Below are 17122 nucleotides of genomic sequence, written 5' to 3'. Positions count from 1 at the left end.
GAGATCGGTGAGTCAACACCAAATCATATTCGTGTAAACGGGGGGCCACTATGAGCATGATAAAGCCTAGTTCCATTAGTCGTTTTCCAAATACGAACGACGTAGGAATCGGTGTAGCTATCGGTACTTTTGGGGAACTTCTGCAGGGGATTCTCGAGGAAAATAATTTGGATTTTCTAGTGACTTTGCCTATCAAAAATGCCTCCTACGCTACCTTTTATTCGATTCCAACTTTACAGGAAATCGTCACCGTGCCACGCTCCAAGCAAAAATCGAGGAGGTTAGTGGAAAAAATCATTAAGCACTATGGATTGCCGGCAGGCGGAATTTTAGAGATCAACTCTGAACTTCCGGTTGGAAAAGGCTTGGCAAGCTCATCAGCAGATTTGGTGGCTGCGTCCAGAGCAGTTGAAGATTGTTTCCATATAAAGATTGAGCCTTCATTACTAGAGTGGTTCTTGTCGAGTATTGAGCCGACAGATGGGGTTATGTATGAAGGATCCGTTTCTTACTACCATAAACAGGTCAGATTACGAGAATACATTGGGGAACTGCCGGCATTATGCATAGTAAGTATTGATGAGGGAGGAACCATCGATACCGTTGAGTTCAATAAGCTAACAAAGCCTTATACCGATGAAGAGAAGATGGAGTACAGCTTGTTGTTACAAAAAATCACAAAAGCGATCAGAGAAAGGGATGTGCACACGATAGGGGCGGTGTCATCCAGAAGTGCGATATTGAATCAAAAAATTCTGCCCAAGAAATTGTTGCCGGAAGTGATGGAGATCAACGAGAAAATTGGAGGGTTAGGTACCGTTGTAGCACACAGTGGGACCAGCCTAGGTATTTTATTGTTAAAAGAAGAACCTGACTTCTATCAAAAGCTGGAATGGGGGTATAGATGTTTAAGTGAATGGAATAAAGAAGTGCATGTTTACCACACGTAGAAGATCAGATCCAAGAGATGACTTCTGACATACTCGGGAGTCATCTTCCCCAAAAATTGATTCTGTTCTTAGTGGGAGAGGATTATCAAAATGGAACAGCCAGTAAGCGTTAATGAAAAGGTATCTTTTCGGGCGTTGCTTGGCTTGAAAAGTTATCGCTATTTAATCTTTTCGCAATTTGTCTCGAATATGGGAGATGGAGTGTATCGATTAGCGCTTATTTGGCTAATGAAGGTTTTGACGGAAAGCCCTTTGTTAATGTCGGTTTTATTGGCAGCAGAGACCATTCCATTGATCATCTTCGGATTGTTTGCTGGCGTTTTTGTTGACAGAGGAAATAAAAAGATGATCATGGTCGTTTCGCATGTATTGAGAGCAGTGCTCATTTTATGCATCGTCCTGTTGTTCCTGTTTAACATGCTACATCCTGCTGTACTGATCATCATTGCCGTTTTGCTGACTACGGTTAGTGCCTTCTTCAGGCCTGCACTCACGGTAGCCATACGGACACTGGTTCCTGAACAATACATGACGCAAGCCCAAAGTTTATCGCAAATGATTCAAACGATTGTTAGTTTGGCGGCTCCGGCATTGGCAGCGGGGTTGATCGCGTTCGGAATGGAATATGCTTTTATTTTGAATGTCGTCACCTATTTGTTAGGTGCACTGATTATTTTATTGATTAACGAGAGGGAGCTGGTCATTTCTTCTGTCAGTGAGTTTACAGCAAGGATGATCATGACGGATTTGAAGGATGGAATCCATGCGATTACAAAGCATGACTTTTTGCGAAACTGCATGATTTATTTTACCATCCTCAATTTTTTGACGGCTCCAGAAGCGATCTTGCTGCCACTGGTCGTTACCAATGTTACCGAATTGGCCATGCTCGAGATCAGTTTTTTTATCGGGATTTTGCTTGGGTCCCTATGTATTAATTATTTGAATCGATATGATGCGATTATTTACATTTGCTGCGGAATTAGTTTGTTCAGTATCGGAATCGGAATGTTTGCGTTTGGCATTCCACTTGTTTGGCAAGTCATATGTGTATTCGTGAATGGAATAGGCTCAGCATTCGTCAATATCAAAATGAGTACGTTGATCACCTTGATGGTGCCTAAAGAAGTCTTGGGAAGAGCATCGAGCTTGATTAGTGTAATGGTTCTGTGCGCCATGCCAGTCTCTGTCTTTCTGGTAGGTCTGACTACTGGTCTTGTTTCCATACTTACGATATTTGGGATTATTGGCGGAGCGGGACTTCTCATTGTGGTTCTCATGTTGATGAATCCACACTTGAGAATGAAGAAAGAACAAAGCTACGAATATACGGAACAGAAATCAGGGGGTATCTCTTTTTAGTACACTCTCCCACCTTTTGTCTCAACTCCAGGTAGTAACGTTACTCAGTCGGAAGCGAGGTGTATTTTTTGCATGAGTGTAAAATTAACGGGCAGAATTGCTTCGACACCAAGCCGCCTCTTGCATGATGAAGTATTGGAACCACAGTTCAAATATGAAGTCGATCACTTGTTGCCTGGGTATATTCAGATTGAATTCGCCATGCTTTTGGAATATGTCAGAATGGGCTTGATTACACGACAAGACGCTTTCTCTATCGCAAAGGCACTTCAGGGCGCTACACCAGAAACAATAGCTCCTGACCCTGGACAGAACATGTCTGATATCTCTTTTGCCCTCGAGCGCTATATCGAAGGTTTGCTTCCGAGACCGGTACCGTGTTGGCATATGGATCGCAGCCGCAATGATGTACAAGCGTGCGCCCAGGTGATGTTTGGTCGTGCGCAATGGCTGGAGACGGCGGGAGAATTGGGACAGCTTATTCAATCGATGCATACACTGGCTACTCAATATCGTTCGGTTCCCATGCCAGGATATACCCACTACCAATCCGCACAAATTATTACTCCTGGATTCTATCTTTCCTCTATTAACGGTGAATTTTTGCAAGCCATGAATCGATGGATACAAATCTATGACGAAATGAATCAGTGCCCGCTTGGGGCAGGGGCTATGGCAGGGGTAGAACTGCCGTGGAACCGTCAACGGTTGTCCAAGCTGCTCGGGTTTCGACAGCCCCGAACGAATGCGCTGTCGGCGGTCGCTTCTCGGGAATGGGTTTTGCGCATAGCTGGTGAGCTGTCTACCTTCTCGGTACTCGTCTCGCGGTTTGTAACGGATTTGATTCAATGGGGCAGCAGCGAAATGAACTTCCTCCAATTGCCGGACGAGCTATCAGGAATATCTTCTGCCATGCCACAGAAAAAGAACTATCCGATTTTGGAACGGATTAGAGGGAAAAGCGCTCACCTGCCTGCGTTTTATATGGACATGCTCCTTGGGCAACGAAATACGGCTTTCACAAATTTGGTGGAGACATCGAAAGAGGCTGGTACTCATCTGCTGACGCTATTTCAACAGACGAAAACGTTGCTGCGCCTGCTAAAAGCGGTTATCGATCATTTGCAATTCAATCAAGAGCAGTTACTCAGTATATGCCGACGGGACTTTTTTGGCGGATTTACACTTGCGAATTTGCTGACTTTGGAGTACGGCATTCCGTATCGCACAGCCCAGGTGATCGCGGGCCGATACATCGTTAGCGCACTGGAACACGGTGTATCGCCGGAGCCGGGAGACCCACGGTTACTCTATGAAGCTTGCGCGGAAGCAGGCTTTCCGGTACCGGATACGGCTGCACTCCTCGCTGCTTCCTTCGATGTGGAGGGGGGCTTGTACGCCAAGAAATCAACGGGCTCCACAAATCCAGAAGAAGTACAGCAAATGTTGACAGCACAGAGGGAGCATGCAGAGAAGCTTCAACTGGAGTGGCAAGATCGACAAGGGCACTTGCAGGCAATCGAAGAAAGGCGGGAGAGGGTAATGAAGAGGTTTCTTTCTGGCAAGCAAGGGAAGGACGTGAGCGTAGATGCGGTATGAACAGTTGACAGATACAATCGGGAACACCCCTCTGGTCAAGCTGAGACTTGATGAAAGGGCAGTGGGCTCCGTATTTGCAAAGCTTGAGTTAATGAATCCGTTCGGTATGAAGGATCGTGTGGCTAAGCAATCAGTCTTGGCGGCGATACAGTCAGGAGAACTTCAGGAAGGCATGCCGATTATCGAGAGCTCGTCAGGAACTCTGGCTTGCGGCTTGGCCTTGGTTGGGCGCCAGTTGGGGCATGACGTACACATCGTGACTGATCCGAGAATTGATCCTATTACCTATGCCAAGTTGACCTCGCTTGGCTGCCATGTTCACGTGGTTTCGCAGATGGGGAAACAAGGATGGCAAAGTGCCAGACTGGAACGACTCCAAGAATTAATGAGGGAGTATCCAGGAGCGTTCTGGCCTCGCCAATACGATAATCCGGAAAATCCGCGTGCATATGCTGCGCTGGCATCCGAGTTGATGCAGGACCTCGAACGAATTGACGTGCTTGTTGGTGCGGTCGGCAGTGGAGGTTCCTTGTCCGGGACCGCCAGAGAACTGAAGCGTCATCATAAGGACCTTTGTGTCGTGGCGGTTGATGCAACGGGGAGTGTGATATTCGGACAGCCCGATCAGCCTACGCGTCTGCAAGGTGGCTTGGGAAACAGTTTGGTCGCCAAGAATGTAGATTTTTCCGTTGTCGATGAAGTGCATTGGTTAAACGATGCTGAGGCATTTGCGGCTACGCTGCAGTTGGCCCGTAACGAGCATATTTTTGCTGGCAACAGCTCAGGTTCCGTGTACGCAGTAGCCAACTGGTTAGCAAGCCAAGTCGGGAGCGAATGCAATATCGTAGCCATATTGCCGGATCGAGGGGATCGTTATATCGATACGATCTATAGCCACTCCTACCGTGAGAGCAAAGGTCTGATGCAAATGAACCTGCCAGACACACCGCAATGTGTGGAACCAAATACAGTTGTGACGAGCTGGTCCTATTCTAAATTAATGGGGATGTATCCGAATGAACAAACACTTTCTGTTCGTTGAAGCAAATACGACGGGAACAGGTATGCTTGCTATTCAAAAAGCGCGTGAATTGGGGTTCGAGCCAGTATTTTTCACAGAAAAGCCTGAACGCTACCACGGTTTGGATGAGTTGGAATGTCACGTAGTCGTGACCGATACGAATTCCCAAGCAGAGCTGACTGACCGTGTAGCACAAGTGATTGCGGAGGGCAAAGAGATAGCCGGAATGATGTCGACAAGTGACTATTACCTCGAATCGGTAGCCAAGCTGGCCCGAAAATTCGGTCGGACAGGCAATTCTCTGGAGGCGATTGTGGCATGCCGCAACAAAGCGATTTTTCGGGAGAAGCTTCATCTGCATCAGGTGTCTCAGCCTGAATTTGTGGCAATAGACTCTCTGGAGGCATTGAAGGAAGCGCGATCTTCCATTTCTCTGCCCTGCGTGGTGAAGCCCGCTGACGATAGTGGGTCGAATAACGTGCGTCTGTGCTTTAGCTGGGATGAAGTGGAGCATATGGCAAGGGAAATCCTTGCAATCAAGTACAATGCGCGCGGTCAGGAAACAGCTCGAACAGTCCTTCTGGAGCAGTATGTCGAGGGTCCTGAATTTAGTGTGGAGACGTTCTCGTGGCAAGGACAATGCTTTGTGATCGGTATTACCCAGAAACGGTTAACGGGATATCCGTTTTTCGTGGAAGCGGGGCATATTTTCCCTGCACCACTGTCGGCAGAAGAGAAGCAGGAGATCGAGCGAACAGTGGAAAGGGCGTTAGCGGCGGTGAACTATCAGTTCGGTGCTGCCCATACAGAAGTGAAGTGGACATCAGCAGGTTGTGTTGTCATCGAAGTCAACGCAAGGCTTGCCGGTGGAATGATTCCAGAGCTGGTTCGCCGCTCCACGGGGATTGATCTGCTTTTGCAACAGATTCGGTGTGCGGCTGGACTTGCTCCTAAATTGTCTCAAACAGTCGAAAAGCAACAATATGCAGGCATTCATTTTCTCGTGTCAGAGAGTCAGGGAACCTTTAGCGGGATACATGGAATGGATACGGTTCGCAACCTGCCGGGGATTGTGGAAGTGGCGATTCAGGCGAAAATCGGGCAAAACGTTCAGCCTCCACAAAATTTCTCGCATCGTCTCGGATATGTCATCGTCGAAGGCAAGCATTACAGCGAGACCGTTGAGCTGATCCAGCAGGTGAATGACTGCCTGAAAGTACAAGTAAGTCAGCAATTGGAGAGCGGGGTATGAAGCCGTTGATAGAATTGAGAAGCGATACATTTACTTTGCCGACACGTGAGATGATGGATGCAATCCAAGAGGCGGTCCTCGGTGACGATGTGTATAGGGAAGATCCTACGGTTCGCCAATTGGAGCAAGAAGCGGCTCGGAAGCTGGGTAAAGAGGCGGCCATTCTCATGCCGAGTGGAACGATGGCCAATCTGGCATCCTTAATGGTGCATTGTCCTCGCGGTTCCAAAGTAATTGTAGGGAATGAGACCGACATTTACATCTATGAAGCGGGTGGTGCGGCCGTGTGTGGTGGCATTATGTACGAACCGATTCCGACGCAGCCAGATGGAAGGTTGGACATTGCTGACATGGAGCGGGTATTCCCATTGGAGCCAGAAGATCCACAATTCGCATTGCCTTCCCTGATCTGCCTGGAGAACCCGCATAACAGGATGGGAGGACGTGTCCTACCGTTGTCTTATTTGGATGAGGTTCACGCATTTGCAAAGGAAAAGGCTGTGCCCGTTCATATGGACGGTGCACGCTTGTTCAATGCAGCTGTTGCTCTTGACGTGGATGCGGCAGAGATTGCACGTTATGCGGATTCCGTGCAAATATGTCTGTCGAAAGGATTGTCAGCACCGATTGGTTCCCTTGTTGTTGGAACAGAGGACTTTATTCAGAAAGTGTATCGTCTTCGCAAAATGCTGGGTGGTGGTATGCGTCAGGCAGGGATAATTGCAGCTCCAGGTCTGGTTGCCTTGCAACAAATGACGGATCGATTGGCAGTCGATCACGCAAACGCCCTTCGCTTGGCACGTGGTCTGGCGGAGATTCCAGGAATCGTGACTCGTGTGGAGGATGTTGAGACCAATATTGTGTTCTTCCAGATTGAACACCCAGCCCATACCTGGCAGACCTTCATAGAAGCAGCGTATGCGCATGGGCTGCACGTAGCAGAGCTCGGTCACGGCAGAATTCGAGCGGTGACTCATTCCGGAATTGAGACAGCGGATATCGACAAGGCGCTTAGCATTGTACATGAACTACTGCGGGACCAAACTCTGTAGGGTACGCATGTTCGCTCCCCCCTTCATTAGAAGGGGGATTTATTATAAAGGTTTATAAAATAATATAAAATCATCCGATTTTTTCAAATATTTTAAAGAGAAAATATTTTCAAATAACAGAAAATTATTTAATATTAAAAAGACAGGTCTTGGGATGTATTTCCCGTTATGGAAAAGGCTTGAAAAACACGCGAAAGAGGGGGATATGCTTTGAAAAAAGGAAAAGGGTGGCTGAAGCCGTTGGCACTGCTTTCGTTAACCGGCGCACTGTTAGTCGGTTGCTCAAGCGGGAACAATGCTTCGCCAGGGACTGCAACACCAGCACAGAAAACGGTGGAACAGGTCGCTCCGCAGGCGACCAGTACGGATGAGGAGAAGCCAGTAGACGGAGGGACGTTTACGCATTCGACGACTTCTGACATTGTCACAATCAATCCGATTTTCGGAAACGATACAGCTTCCGGTGACGTTATGGAGTATACTCAGGCGTATTTGTACAATCGAAACCCGTCTTTTGATTTAGCAGTATACCCTTGGTCTCTTGCAGCTGAGTTGCCAAAAGTAAGCGAGGATGGCCTAACCTATACAATCAAGATGAAGAATAATGCGAAATGGTCCGATGGAACGCCAATCACGGCGGAAGATTTGATGTATACCATTAATGCGATCAAAACTCCTGAGACCGGATCACCAGAAATTACGAAATACGACAAAGTTAAAGAAATGAAAAAACTGGATGACTACACCCTGGAAATTAAATTGACGCAATTGTATGCTCCATTTGCCTTTGGATTAATGCAAAAGTTGGCACCTGCTCACGTGTTGAAAGACGTACCGTTTAAAGAATTGCAAGCACATTCTTACGGAAAAGATCCAGCCAAGACCCCAACTTCCGGACCATTTAAATGGTCGGAGTGGAAACAAAAAGAATACCATGTGCTTGATGCTAACCCAGATTACTGGGGTGAAAAGAAGCCGCATATCCAAAAGGTTGTGTACAAAATCTATGCGGATCAGAACACACAAGTACAGGCTCTGATGAAAGGCGACGTTGACTTGGTAGATTCCATTCCTGTCACGCAGCTCGAAGCGGTGAAGGCGAAAGGAAGTATCAACATTTCGACGGAGCCAGGTCCTAGCTATGAATACTTTGCCTTCAACTTCGACAAGAAGAACTTCCCGAACAACTACGGGTTGTTTGAAGGTCAAAAAACGCGTCAGGCCATCGCTCACGCAATCAATCGTCAAGGTATTATCGACAATATCTTGAAGGGAACCGGAAAAATTATGGATGCACCGTTCCTGCCAGGTACATGGGCAGACCCGGGCGATGCGGCAGTCCATTACGAATATAGTGCAGAGAAAGCAAAACAATTGCTGAAAGAAGACGGATGGGTAGCCGGGGCAGATGGAATCCTTGCCAAAGACGGCAATCGCTTCTCCTTTGAATTCATTTTCAACTCGGGGAACAGTCGTCGAGAACAGGCAGCAGTCGTTATTCAGCAAAACCTGAAAGAGATCGGAATTGAAGCGAAGCCAAAAGCATTAGACTTCTCGGCTCTTGTCGATCAATATGCCAACCCTGGTAAATTCCAGGTTCTGTTACTCGGATGGCAATTGTCTGATCCAGATCCGGATGGCATTTCTACTTTCGGTAAAAAGGCATTCCCGCCTGGCAACAACGCTGGCTGGTACGACAATCCGAAGCTGGATGCGCTCTGGGAAAAAGCTGTATCCACAGTTAAACAAGAGGAACGCGCAGCGATCTATAAAGAAGTCGGTAAGGAAATCTCGACGAATCTGCCATACGTCTTCATGTATCAGTACGGAACACCACGAGGCATGACTTCTCGCGTGAAGTACAAAGATGAGTTCAAGCCGGTATCCATGATTCCTTACGGGGAGACTTTTGGTTTCCTGAACTGGTGGATCGATGATACAAAAAAATAAGCTTGGCTAGTAGCGGTTAGCAATAGGAAAAGGGGGAAGGGCAGCACTATGTCCCTTCCCCTTTCAAACGAAAGGAGGATGCTGGATTGACTGAATATTTGGTACGCCGCGTACTACAAGCTGTACTTGTCTTATTTTTGATCACCGTGGTGTCGTTTGGACTGATGCATGCAGCACCGGGAGGACCGTTAAAAGTCATGCTCTCACCGGGAATGTCCCCAGAAGCACAACTCATCCAGATGAAAAATATGGGGTTGGATCAGCCAGTTTACATTCAATACATGAAATGGGTTGGAAATTTGTTGCAAGGAGATTTGGGTCATACCTTTAAAAATAACGTTCCTGTTGGTGATATTTTGTGGCCGACGGTCTGGAATACGTTTGTGCTCATGTCTGTGGCGTGGGGGCTCTCCATGCTGATCGCCATCCCGTGGGGAATCTACAATAGCACAAAGCAATACGGTCTGTCTGACCAGATCGCCTCCATCGTTGCCTATCTCGGATTCGCGATGCCGACCTTCTGGTTTGGGATTATGCTGCAACAGTATTTCGCGATGCAGTTGAATCTGCTCCCACTATCTGACATGTGGACGATGGGAAAAGAGGGACAGTTAAGCGACCTTATTTTGCACTTGATTCTGCCTGTTACGGTGTTAACACTGGTGAACATCGCTGCCTATGTCAAATATACGCGCGCCAGTATGCTGGAGGTATTGGAGCAGGACTATATTCGGACGGCACGTGCCAAAGGGATGAAGGAAAGACGGGTCATTTTTCGCCATGCGCTGCGTAACGCACTAATCCCTGTCGTGACGATCATCGGATTGGATTTGCCGACTCTGGTAGCAGGTGCAGCATTGACAGAGAGTGTATTTAACTGGCCAGGTATGGGGCGTCTGTTTGTGGAAATGGCTGTAGCCCGTGAGTATTCGGTGTTGATGTCGATTACGTTGCTGATTTCGCTGATGGTGATTATTGGAAACTTGTTAGCTGATTTAATCTACGCGATGGTTGATCCACGAGTACAGCTTGGACGCAAAGGAGGCAGGGCAGCATGAGTCAAGTACAACTTCAAGATGACACTGTCGTTGAAACGAATCGACCAGGTGGACAGCTTCCGACGAATCCTGTTGGTCAAAAACCTCCTGGACTCTGGACAACCGCAGGCAAAAAATTTATGCGCAATCCGTATGCCGTTGGTGGAATGATCGTACTCCTGTTTTTTATTGGGATCGCCGTATTTGCCGATTGGGTTGCACCACATGATCCGGCAAAGGTTGATTTTATGATTACCAACCTGCCTGCTGGAACGGAAGGGTATGTGCTCGGAACAGACGAGCTCGGGCGTGATATCTTATCCCGTCTCATTCATAGCAGCCGAGTGTCTATGCTGGTAGGCTTCAGCGTTGCTTTTGCTGCTGTTGTCATCGGCACGCTGATTGGAGCCATTTCCGGTTATTTCGGAGGCTGGATTGATACCTGCTTCATGCGTCTTGTTGACGTGATGAACTCCATTCCGAGTCTGTTCTTTAACATTCTGGTTCTGGCTCTCTTCGGAGCGGAATTTATCTACATGATCTTGATTTTGGCACTGACGAGCTGGACAAGCGTGGCACGTCTGGTGCGCGGGCAGTTCTTGCAGCTACGGGAGATGCAGTATGTGGAAGCAGCGAGAGCGATCGGTGTTTCGCACTGGGGCATCATTACGCGCCACCTGATTCGCAATGCAATGGCTCCCATCATTGTGTATGCGACTCTCATGGTTGGTTCAGCGATTTTATCAGAGTCAGGTCTCTCTTATTTAGGCTTGGGGATTCAACCGCCTGATACAAGCTGGGGATTAATGCTGAGCAAGGCCCAGGAATTCATGCTGGTCGATCCTTTGCAGGCACTTTATCCTGGCCTTTGTATTTTGCTCGTAGTGCTAGCGGTTAACTTCGTCGGAGACGGTATCCGTGATGCATTCGACCCACGGAAGAAAAAGAAGAACCCGAAAAGGAGGCTGAACAAGTGGAACGCAACATCCTCGAAATAAAAAATTTGACCACTTGCTTCTTTACGGATGACGGCACTGTCAAGGCAACGGATCGAGTGAGCATTAACGTTGGCAAAGGACAGACGGTGTGCTTGGTCGGGGAATCCGGCAGCGGGAAGAGTGTAACGTCACTTGCGGTCATGCGACTGATTGATTATGCAGGCGGATTTATTCAGAGTGGGAACGTCATGTTTCACGGACAAGACCTGGCGGCAAAAGAACTGGATGAAATGATGCACATTCGCGGGAACAAAATCGCGATGATCTTTCAGGACCCGATGTCGGCTCTCAATCCGGTGTTTACAGTAGGCGATCAAATTGCGGAGAGCTTGATGCTGCATCAAAATATGAGCCAGCAGGAGGCGTTTAAAAAAGCGATTGAGATGCTTCGTCTGGTTGGGATTCCAGCGCCGGAAGTACGAGTGAAACAGTACCCGCACGAAATGTCTGGAGGGATGTGTCAGCGTGTTGTCATCGCGATGGCCTTGGCCTGCAACCCGGAAATGCTGATAGCAGACGAGCCAACGACTGCTCTTGATGTAACGGTTCAGGCGCAAATTTTGGATTTGCTGAGACGGCTGCAAAAGGAATTGGGCATGTCAATTTTGCTGATCACCCATGACATGGGGGTAGCAGCAGAGATGGCGGATCGTATCGCGGTGATGTATGCAGGAACGATTGTGGAAGAGGGGACGGTCGAGCTTATATTTGACGAGCCAAGGCATCCGTACACGATTGGCTTGTTGCAGTCCATTCCCGGATTTGAAGGGGAGCGCGGCGGTGAATTGTATACCATTCAAGGCACCATACCGAGCATTACCCAATTGCCGACGGGCTGCCGTTTTCACCCGCGTTGTCCGCATGCCATTGACAAATGCCGAAAAGAGGAACCTATCTTGCGCGAGGTTGTTACGGGACAACAAGTGGCTTGCTGGTTGAATGAAGATGTCAGCAATCACTTCAGAATAAATCAGCGTGCAAATTCAGCCGCTGGAAGCAAAGCAGAGGTGAACCGCCAATGAACCGGGAATATTTGATGGAAGCAAAAGATATCAAAAAGTATTTTCCGATTAAGGCCGGCTTGTTGAGTCGTGTCGTCGGTCATGTAAAAGCGGTAGATGATGTATCATTCGGAATTCGGCCAGGGGAGACATTTGGACTCGTAGGAGAATCCGGCTGCGGGAAGTCGACGCTGGGGCGTGTCGTGCTGAATTTGCAAAGGGCGACAAGCGGAGAAGTGCTGTTTGACGGAACCAATATCCATCAGGTGAACAGACAAGAGAATTTGAAGCTGAGACGGGATATGCAAATTATATTTCAAGATCCGTTTGGTTCGTTGAATCCACGATTTTTGGTAAGCGATATTATTGGAGAGCCGTTACGGGTCCATCTGCGTGCGTCTGCAAAGGAAATAGATGAGCGTGTAGTCGAGCTGATGAGTCTAGTGGGACTGGATCCTACGAGGCGGAATCGGTATCCGCATGAGTTTTCCGGAGGACAGCGGCAACGGATCGGTATTGCGCGGTCGATCGCGCTCTCTCCACGATTCATTGTGGCGGATGAAGCTGTTTCTGCGCTGGATGTGTCCGTACAGTCACAGGTCTTGAACCTGATGATGAAATTACAAAAAGAGATGGGGCTGACCTATCTATTTATCGCGCATGGTCTGAATGTGGTACGCCATATTTCTGATCGGGTAGGCGTGATGTACTTGGGGAAAATGGTGGAGATTGCACGAACGGATGACTTGTTCGCACAGCCACTACATCCGTATACGGCGGCATTGTTGTCAGCGATTCCGAAACCGACTCCGCATCGGAGACAAGAGCGGATCGTCCTGCAAGGGGATGTACCATCTCCGGCCAATCCGCCGTCAGGTTGTCGTTTTCATCCTCGTTGTCCAATGGCGCAAGAGAGATGCAGCAAGGAGATTCCCGAGCTCATCGAGGTTGGGCAGGATCGGCAGGTCGCGTGTCATTTCCCTTTAGCATAGAGAGAAAGAGCCACCTTAAAGGGTGGCTTCTTCTATTCTCAAAATAACTCGATAACGGAAATACTGACATTGGCGTTATGATAGTCATGAACATCCACCTTTGTGAATGACGTTGACCAAATCATCAGTTCCTTTCATACGTCCTTATCTTTACGGGATTGGCCAATTAATATTTGCTCGACTTCGGCTTGCACTTCGTTTCAACGCGTTGTAGAATAAAAAACACAATGTAGAATCGAAAGGAGCGACTTACCGATATGCAAATCACAAAAGCTGAAATGGAGATTATGCAAGTCCTATGGGATAGTGGAAGGAGGATGACTACAAATGAAATCATGGAATATTTTCCTGACAAAAATAAGACGACTATTCTCACGCTTGCCGGTAGGTTACTAGACAAAGGGGCGTTGCAATCCGTGAAACGCGGACGTTCGCATGCTCATGAATATTGGACAGCTATAAGCGAAGAGGATTACAGAAAAATGCAAACAAAGAGCTTTCTACTCTCCATCCATAATGGCTCTGCCAAAAGTTTGATTAGCTCATTGTTCCAGGCTGAAAATTTGACAAAGAAGGATATCGAAGAGCTCCGGGCATTTATAAATAGCGAGGCGGACAGCTATGATTAAATGGTTATTAATGACCTCTCTTACCGGTAGTGTTGCAAGTTTATTATTCATTCTGCTAAGAACGAAATTGGCATCAAAATATGGTGGTCGTTGGTATTATTACGCCAGTTTGATGGCATTATCGCTTTTTATTTTGCCGCTGCACTTTAACTTGTCAATCAATCAACCGCTGTTTTCCTTTTATGAAAAACAGGTGCAATCAGATTCAACGAGCCCTGTTATAGAGATGACTGCAGCGATCGGAACATCAATGCCTGACCAGACGGCAAGTGCCAGCACTACGTCTCATAACCAAGGTTTTTCAATTTTATCTGTAGATCAGTGGATACTTGGAATCTGGATGGTTGGTTGTTTAGCAATGTTGTACCGTTATTTTTTCGCTTACTTTCGCTTTAAAAAGCAAGCGATTCAATCCTCCCCGATCGATCGTATAGGAGATCTGAAAGTGGTAGTCAGCGATTATGTGCACTCTCCTATGCTAATTGGATTTTTCAAGCCGACAATCGTAATGCCAAACGCGAACATAAATGCAGAGGATTACCAACTTGCGCTGCAGCATGAATGGATCCACTACAAGCAAAGAGACGCTTGGATTAAGCTTATGGCGGTGTTGGTCAACTGCCTGCATTGGTTCAATCCTGTATCTTATCTTGCTTTAGCTAATATTAGCGAGGCCTGCGAATACGCCGTAGATGAACAAATAACGAAAGGCTTGAAAACTGCTGAGAAGAAACGATACAGCGAGATGATTTTACATTTTGCTTCAAGTTCGCCTGTTCTGAACAGCAATCTGGCTCAACCAAAAAAACAGTTGTACAGGAGGTTTTCTCTAATCATGAAACGAAATACGGGAAGCGGAAAAACGGTCTTAGGCATCTTCCTTGTTGTTCTAATTACAACTGTGTCAGTCTTCTCATCCTCCGTTGTTTTTGCTGAGAAATCCAAGCCTCTTACGGAAGATATCGGTGACATTGAGACCTATTACGATACGTTCAAAACGCCTGAAGAAAATGTGGAAATCGCGCTTGGAACAAAGTCGATGCATACAAGCACAAATTTGTATATTGATGCTGATGGACGAAAGATCGATGCTGATGCTTATTTCAACCATACTGAGCCTTACTATAAAATTCATCAATATTGGCAGGATAAAGAGTCAGCTGCGAACATGATCAACAAAACGATGTCTATTGAAGGCCATACGGTAACGGTTGCTTTCAGTGAACGCGCGAAGGATTACATAGACGATAAAGTGATTAAACAGATGATAGTCAATCAAATTACTTTTGACTTGGACTACCAGGACCCAAAATATAAGTATGATCATCAGGCATTTATCAAAGAGCTTATGAAGCGGGGAGTTTATGTAATAGAGGAGGTTATTACTCCGAAACAGTTTACTTATAGTCTATCCCAAAAGACAAGCGGCGCCATCGTTGGCCATAAAATGTATACTTCGTATGACAAAAAAATAAAAATAACAGACATTTTTAACGGAAAAGCTAAGCTGCCCAAAACGAGTGATATCGGTGAATTAAATCAGGTGGAAGAAACTTTAGCAAAACAGGGGGTACAGCTCGGTGCTGCCTTTGTCATAAAGAGCGGCGAAACTTTAGCGATCAATATAAAGGAATTGCCAGACAACAAGATTCACTGGGTGATCATTGATGAGACGACTGGCAAGATTGTGGATTCAATTTTCAATGCTTCTTTCACTTGGAGTAGGCATATTTACACGCCTGGGAAAAATGAAGTGAATCATTCCTTTAAGGTTGTGGCAAGTGGAAGGGAACAAGATCATGCAGAGGTAGAAATTTATACGTATCAGACTGGTAAAGAAGAAGTGAACATAAGTGAACATAATAAATGAAAGAAGATTTCGTCAGTCGGCAAAATTTCTTGAAGGGGGCGAGATGCCTCCTTTTTTTATTGTTTGTTTAAAACTATATTTTCTCAGTCTACAACTATATTATCACGGTCTAATCCTTTATTTTTCGAGTCTAGAACAGTATTTTCAACGAACAACCATCTTTTAGCCGGTAATAATGGCATATGTGTTGTTTGATTTATAAAATCTTCCAAATCATACAAATGAAGATAGACAAAAGTAATTTCGTTTTGGTACATATAAATCAGTGTCGCCGGATTGCATATGAATGGGAGAGATGCATGGTGCAACGAAACGGGAAATGGATGATCACCATTGCGATGACAGTCTGTCTGATTGTGGTTTTTGGTTTTGGAAATCAACGAACGATAGCGACTGCTCCAATAAAAAAGCCAGTGATAAATGTGTTGGGCAGCGATCCTGTCAATATCAATTCAGACCGAAGCTTTGTCACCGTTCAAGGAGAGTGGATTTTTTATAACAACGATGGCTTATACAAAATCAAAAAGGATGGAAGCTCCCTTCAAAAGTTGAGCAGTGATTGGGCCGATAATTTGAATGTCGTAGGTGACTGGATTTACTATACGCGCAGTAAGCCTTTTAAAGAAATCTATCAGCTTGAGATGCCCGATTACGATATCAATCGTACGTATGAAGATGTGACGGAGCTCATGAAAATCAAGACAGATGGCAGTTCGAAAACAGTTATCAAGAGCGGTAGTCTTACGGAAGGGGACCCCAATAACGTACATCGATTGTATGTAGTGGGAGATGTCATCTTTTACGGAGATGATTACGGTCGTTTGCACAGGATGGACACGAACGGCAAAAATCAAAAGAAGCTGCTTGATCAGTTTGAGGAAGTTTATTTCTATCAGGATTGGATTTTTTACTCCAATAAGAGTGGTCAACTATATCAAATGAAGAGGAATGGAACGCAGAATAAGGTAATAAGCAAAGACAAAGAACTGACCCTTGTCGGTCTGTCTGGCGATTTCATTTACTACACAAAATGGGTAGACCATAATGGAGTCGCGGATGTTTATAAAATAGGATTGAAGGATGGGAAGACTGCTCTAGTCAAGAAAGGGTTGCCACCAGTAAAGAATCCGATCATTATTGCTGGGAAGTATCTATACTACATCTCAGAAATAAAAGGGGCACACACGGTAGGCCGAATGAATATGACGGACGGCAAGACAACCCCGCTGTATCCATTAGGTAGCATTTCCAGTCAATCGATAAACATCGGGGGAGATTTCATCTTTTTTTACGACTATCAAGCTTCCGATTTTGAAAAAAAAGATGTATTCAAAGTGAAGATGGGCGAAAACAAAGTGGAAAAGGTAACCCCAAAGGCGAAGTAAGGATAAAAGCCACCCCAAGACGGG

At 46.4% G+C, this 17122-nt stretch carries 14 protein-coding genes; all 14 read left to right on the top strand.

What is annotated here, in order from left to right; translation table 11 throughout:
- Positions 1-50: 50 nt before the first annotated feature.
- Positions 51-950 (top strand): GHMP family kinase ATP-binding protein, encoded by a 900-nt coding sequence (locus ACFYU8_RS17205; protein WP_390301261.1) that lies wholly within the window; start codon positions 51-53, stop codon positions 948-950.
- 90 nt (positions 951-1040) lie between these two features.
- Positions 1041-2312 (top strand): MFS transporter, encoded by a 1272-nt coding sequence (locus tag ACFYU8_RS17200; protein ID WP_390301264.1) that lies wholly within the window; start codon positions 1041-1043, stop codon positions 2310-2312.
- Between the two features lie 72 nt (positions 2313-2384).
- Positions 2385-3911: an argininosuccinate lyase gene (locus ACFYU8_RS17195; RefSeq protein WP_390301267.1), complete on the top strand. Its 1527-nt coding sequence runs from the start codon at positions 2385-2387 to the stop codon at positions 3909-3911.
- A complete protein-coding gene (locus tag ACFYU8_RS17190) occupies positions 3901-4953 on the top strand; it encodes a PLP-dependent cysteine synthase family protein (protein WP_390301270.1) in 1053 nt (350 codons plus the stop codon). The genes ACFYU8_RS17195 and ACFYU8_RS17190 overlap by 11 nt, the downstream gene beginning before the upstream one ends.
- Positions 4928-6184 (top strand): ATP-grasp domain-containing protein, encoded by a 1257-nt coding sequence (locus ACFYU8_RS17185; protein ID WP_390301273.1) that lies wholly within the window; start codon positions 4928-4930, stop codon positions 6182-6184. Before ACFYU8_RS17190 ends, ACFYU8_RS17185 begins: the two co-directional genes overlap by 26 nt.
- Positions 6181-7236 (top strand): low-specificity L-threonine aldolase, encoded by a 1056-nt coding sequence (gene ltaE / locus ACFYU8_RS17180; RefSeq protein WP_390301276.1) that lies wholly within the window; start codon positions 6181-6183, stop codon positions 7234-7236. The genes ACFYU8_RS17185 and ltaE overlap by 4 nt, the downstream gene beginning before the upstream one ends.
- A gap of 210 nt (positions 7237-7446) precedes the next feature.
- The gene (locus ACFYU8_RS17175; RefSeq protein WP_390301279.1) at positions 7447-9186 is read left to right on the top strand and encodes a peptide-binding protein; all 1740 of its coding nucleotides are present in this window, start codon (positions 7447-7449) and stop codon (positions 9184-9186) included.
- An 86-nt stretch (positions 9187-9272) separates the two neighbouring features.
- A complete protein-coding gene (locus ACFYU8_RS17170) occupies positions 9273-10244 on the top strand; it encodes an ABC transporter permease (RefSeq protein ID WP_390301282.1) in 972 nt (323 codons plus the stop codon).
- Positions 10241-11221: an ABC transporter permease gene (locus ACFYU8_RS17165; RefSeq protein WP_390301285.1), complete on the top strand. Its 981-nt coding sequence runs from the start codon at positions 10241-10243 to the stop codon at positions 11219-11221. The genes ACFYU8_RS17170 and ACFYU8_RS17165 overlap by 4 nt, the downstream gene beginning before the upstream one ends.
- Positions 11197-12243, top strand: a complete 1047-nt coding sequence (locus ACFYU8_RS17160; RefSeq protein WP_390301288.1) for an ABC transporter ATP-binding protein — start codon at positions 11197-11199, stop codon at positions 12241-12243. The genes ACFYU8_RS17165 and ACFYU8_RS17160 overlap by 25 nt, the downstream gene beginning before the upstream one ends.
- Complete coding sequence (locus ACFYU8_RS17155) at positions 12240-13214, top strand: ABC transporter ATP-binding protein (RefSeq protein ID WP_390301291.1); 975 nt, start codon at positions 12240-12242, stop codon at positions 13212-13214. Before ACFYU8_RS17160 ends, ACFYU8_RS17155 begins: the two co-directional genes overlap by 4 nt.
- Positions 13215-13471: 257 nt before the next feature.
- Positions 13472-13843 carry a BlaI/MecI/CopY family transcriptional regulator gene (locus ACFYU8_RS17150; RefSeq protein ID WP_390301293.1) on the top strand — a complete coding sequence of 124 codons (372 nt, stop codon included), beginning with the start codon at positions 13472-13474 and terminating at the stop codon, positions 13841-13843.
- Positions 13836-15713: a M56 family metallopeptidase gene (locus ACFYU8_RS17145; protein ID WP_390301296.1), complete on the top strand. Its 1878-nt coding sequence runs from the start codon at positions 13836-13838 to the stop codon at positions 15711-15713. Before ACFYU8_RS17150 ends, ACFYU8_RS17145 begins: the two co-directional genes overlap by 8 nt.
- 299 nt (positions 15714-16012) lie before the next feature.
- Positions 16013-17098, top strand: a complete 1086-nt coding sequence (locus ACFYU8_RS17140; protein WP_390301299.1) for a DUF5050 domain-containing protein — start codon at positions 16013-16015, stop codon at positions 17096-17098.
- Positions 17099-17122 lie beyond the last annotated feature (24 nt).

Source organism: Brevibacillus sp. NPDC003359, from assembly GCF_042878995.1.
Taxonomy (GTDB): Bacteria; Bacillota; Bacilli; order Brevibacillales; family Brevibacillaceae; genus Brevibacillus.
Note: the sequence above shows the minus strand (reverse complement) of the source record. Positions and strands in the feature narration are given on the sequence as shown.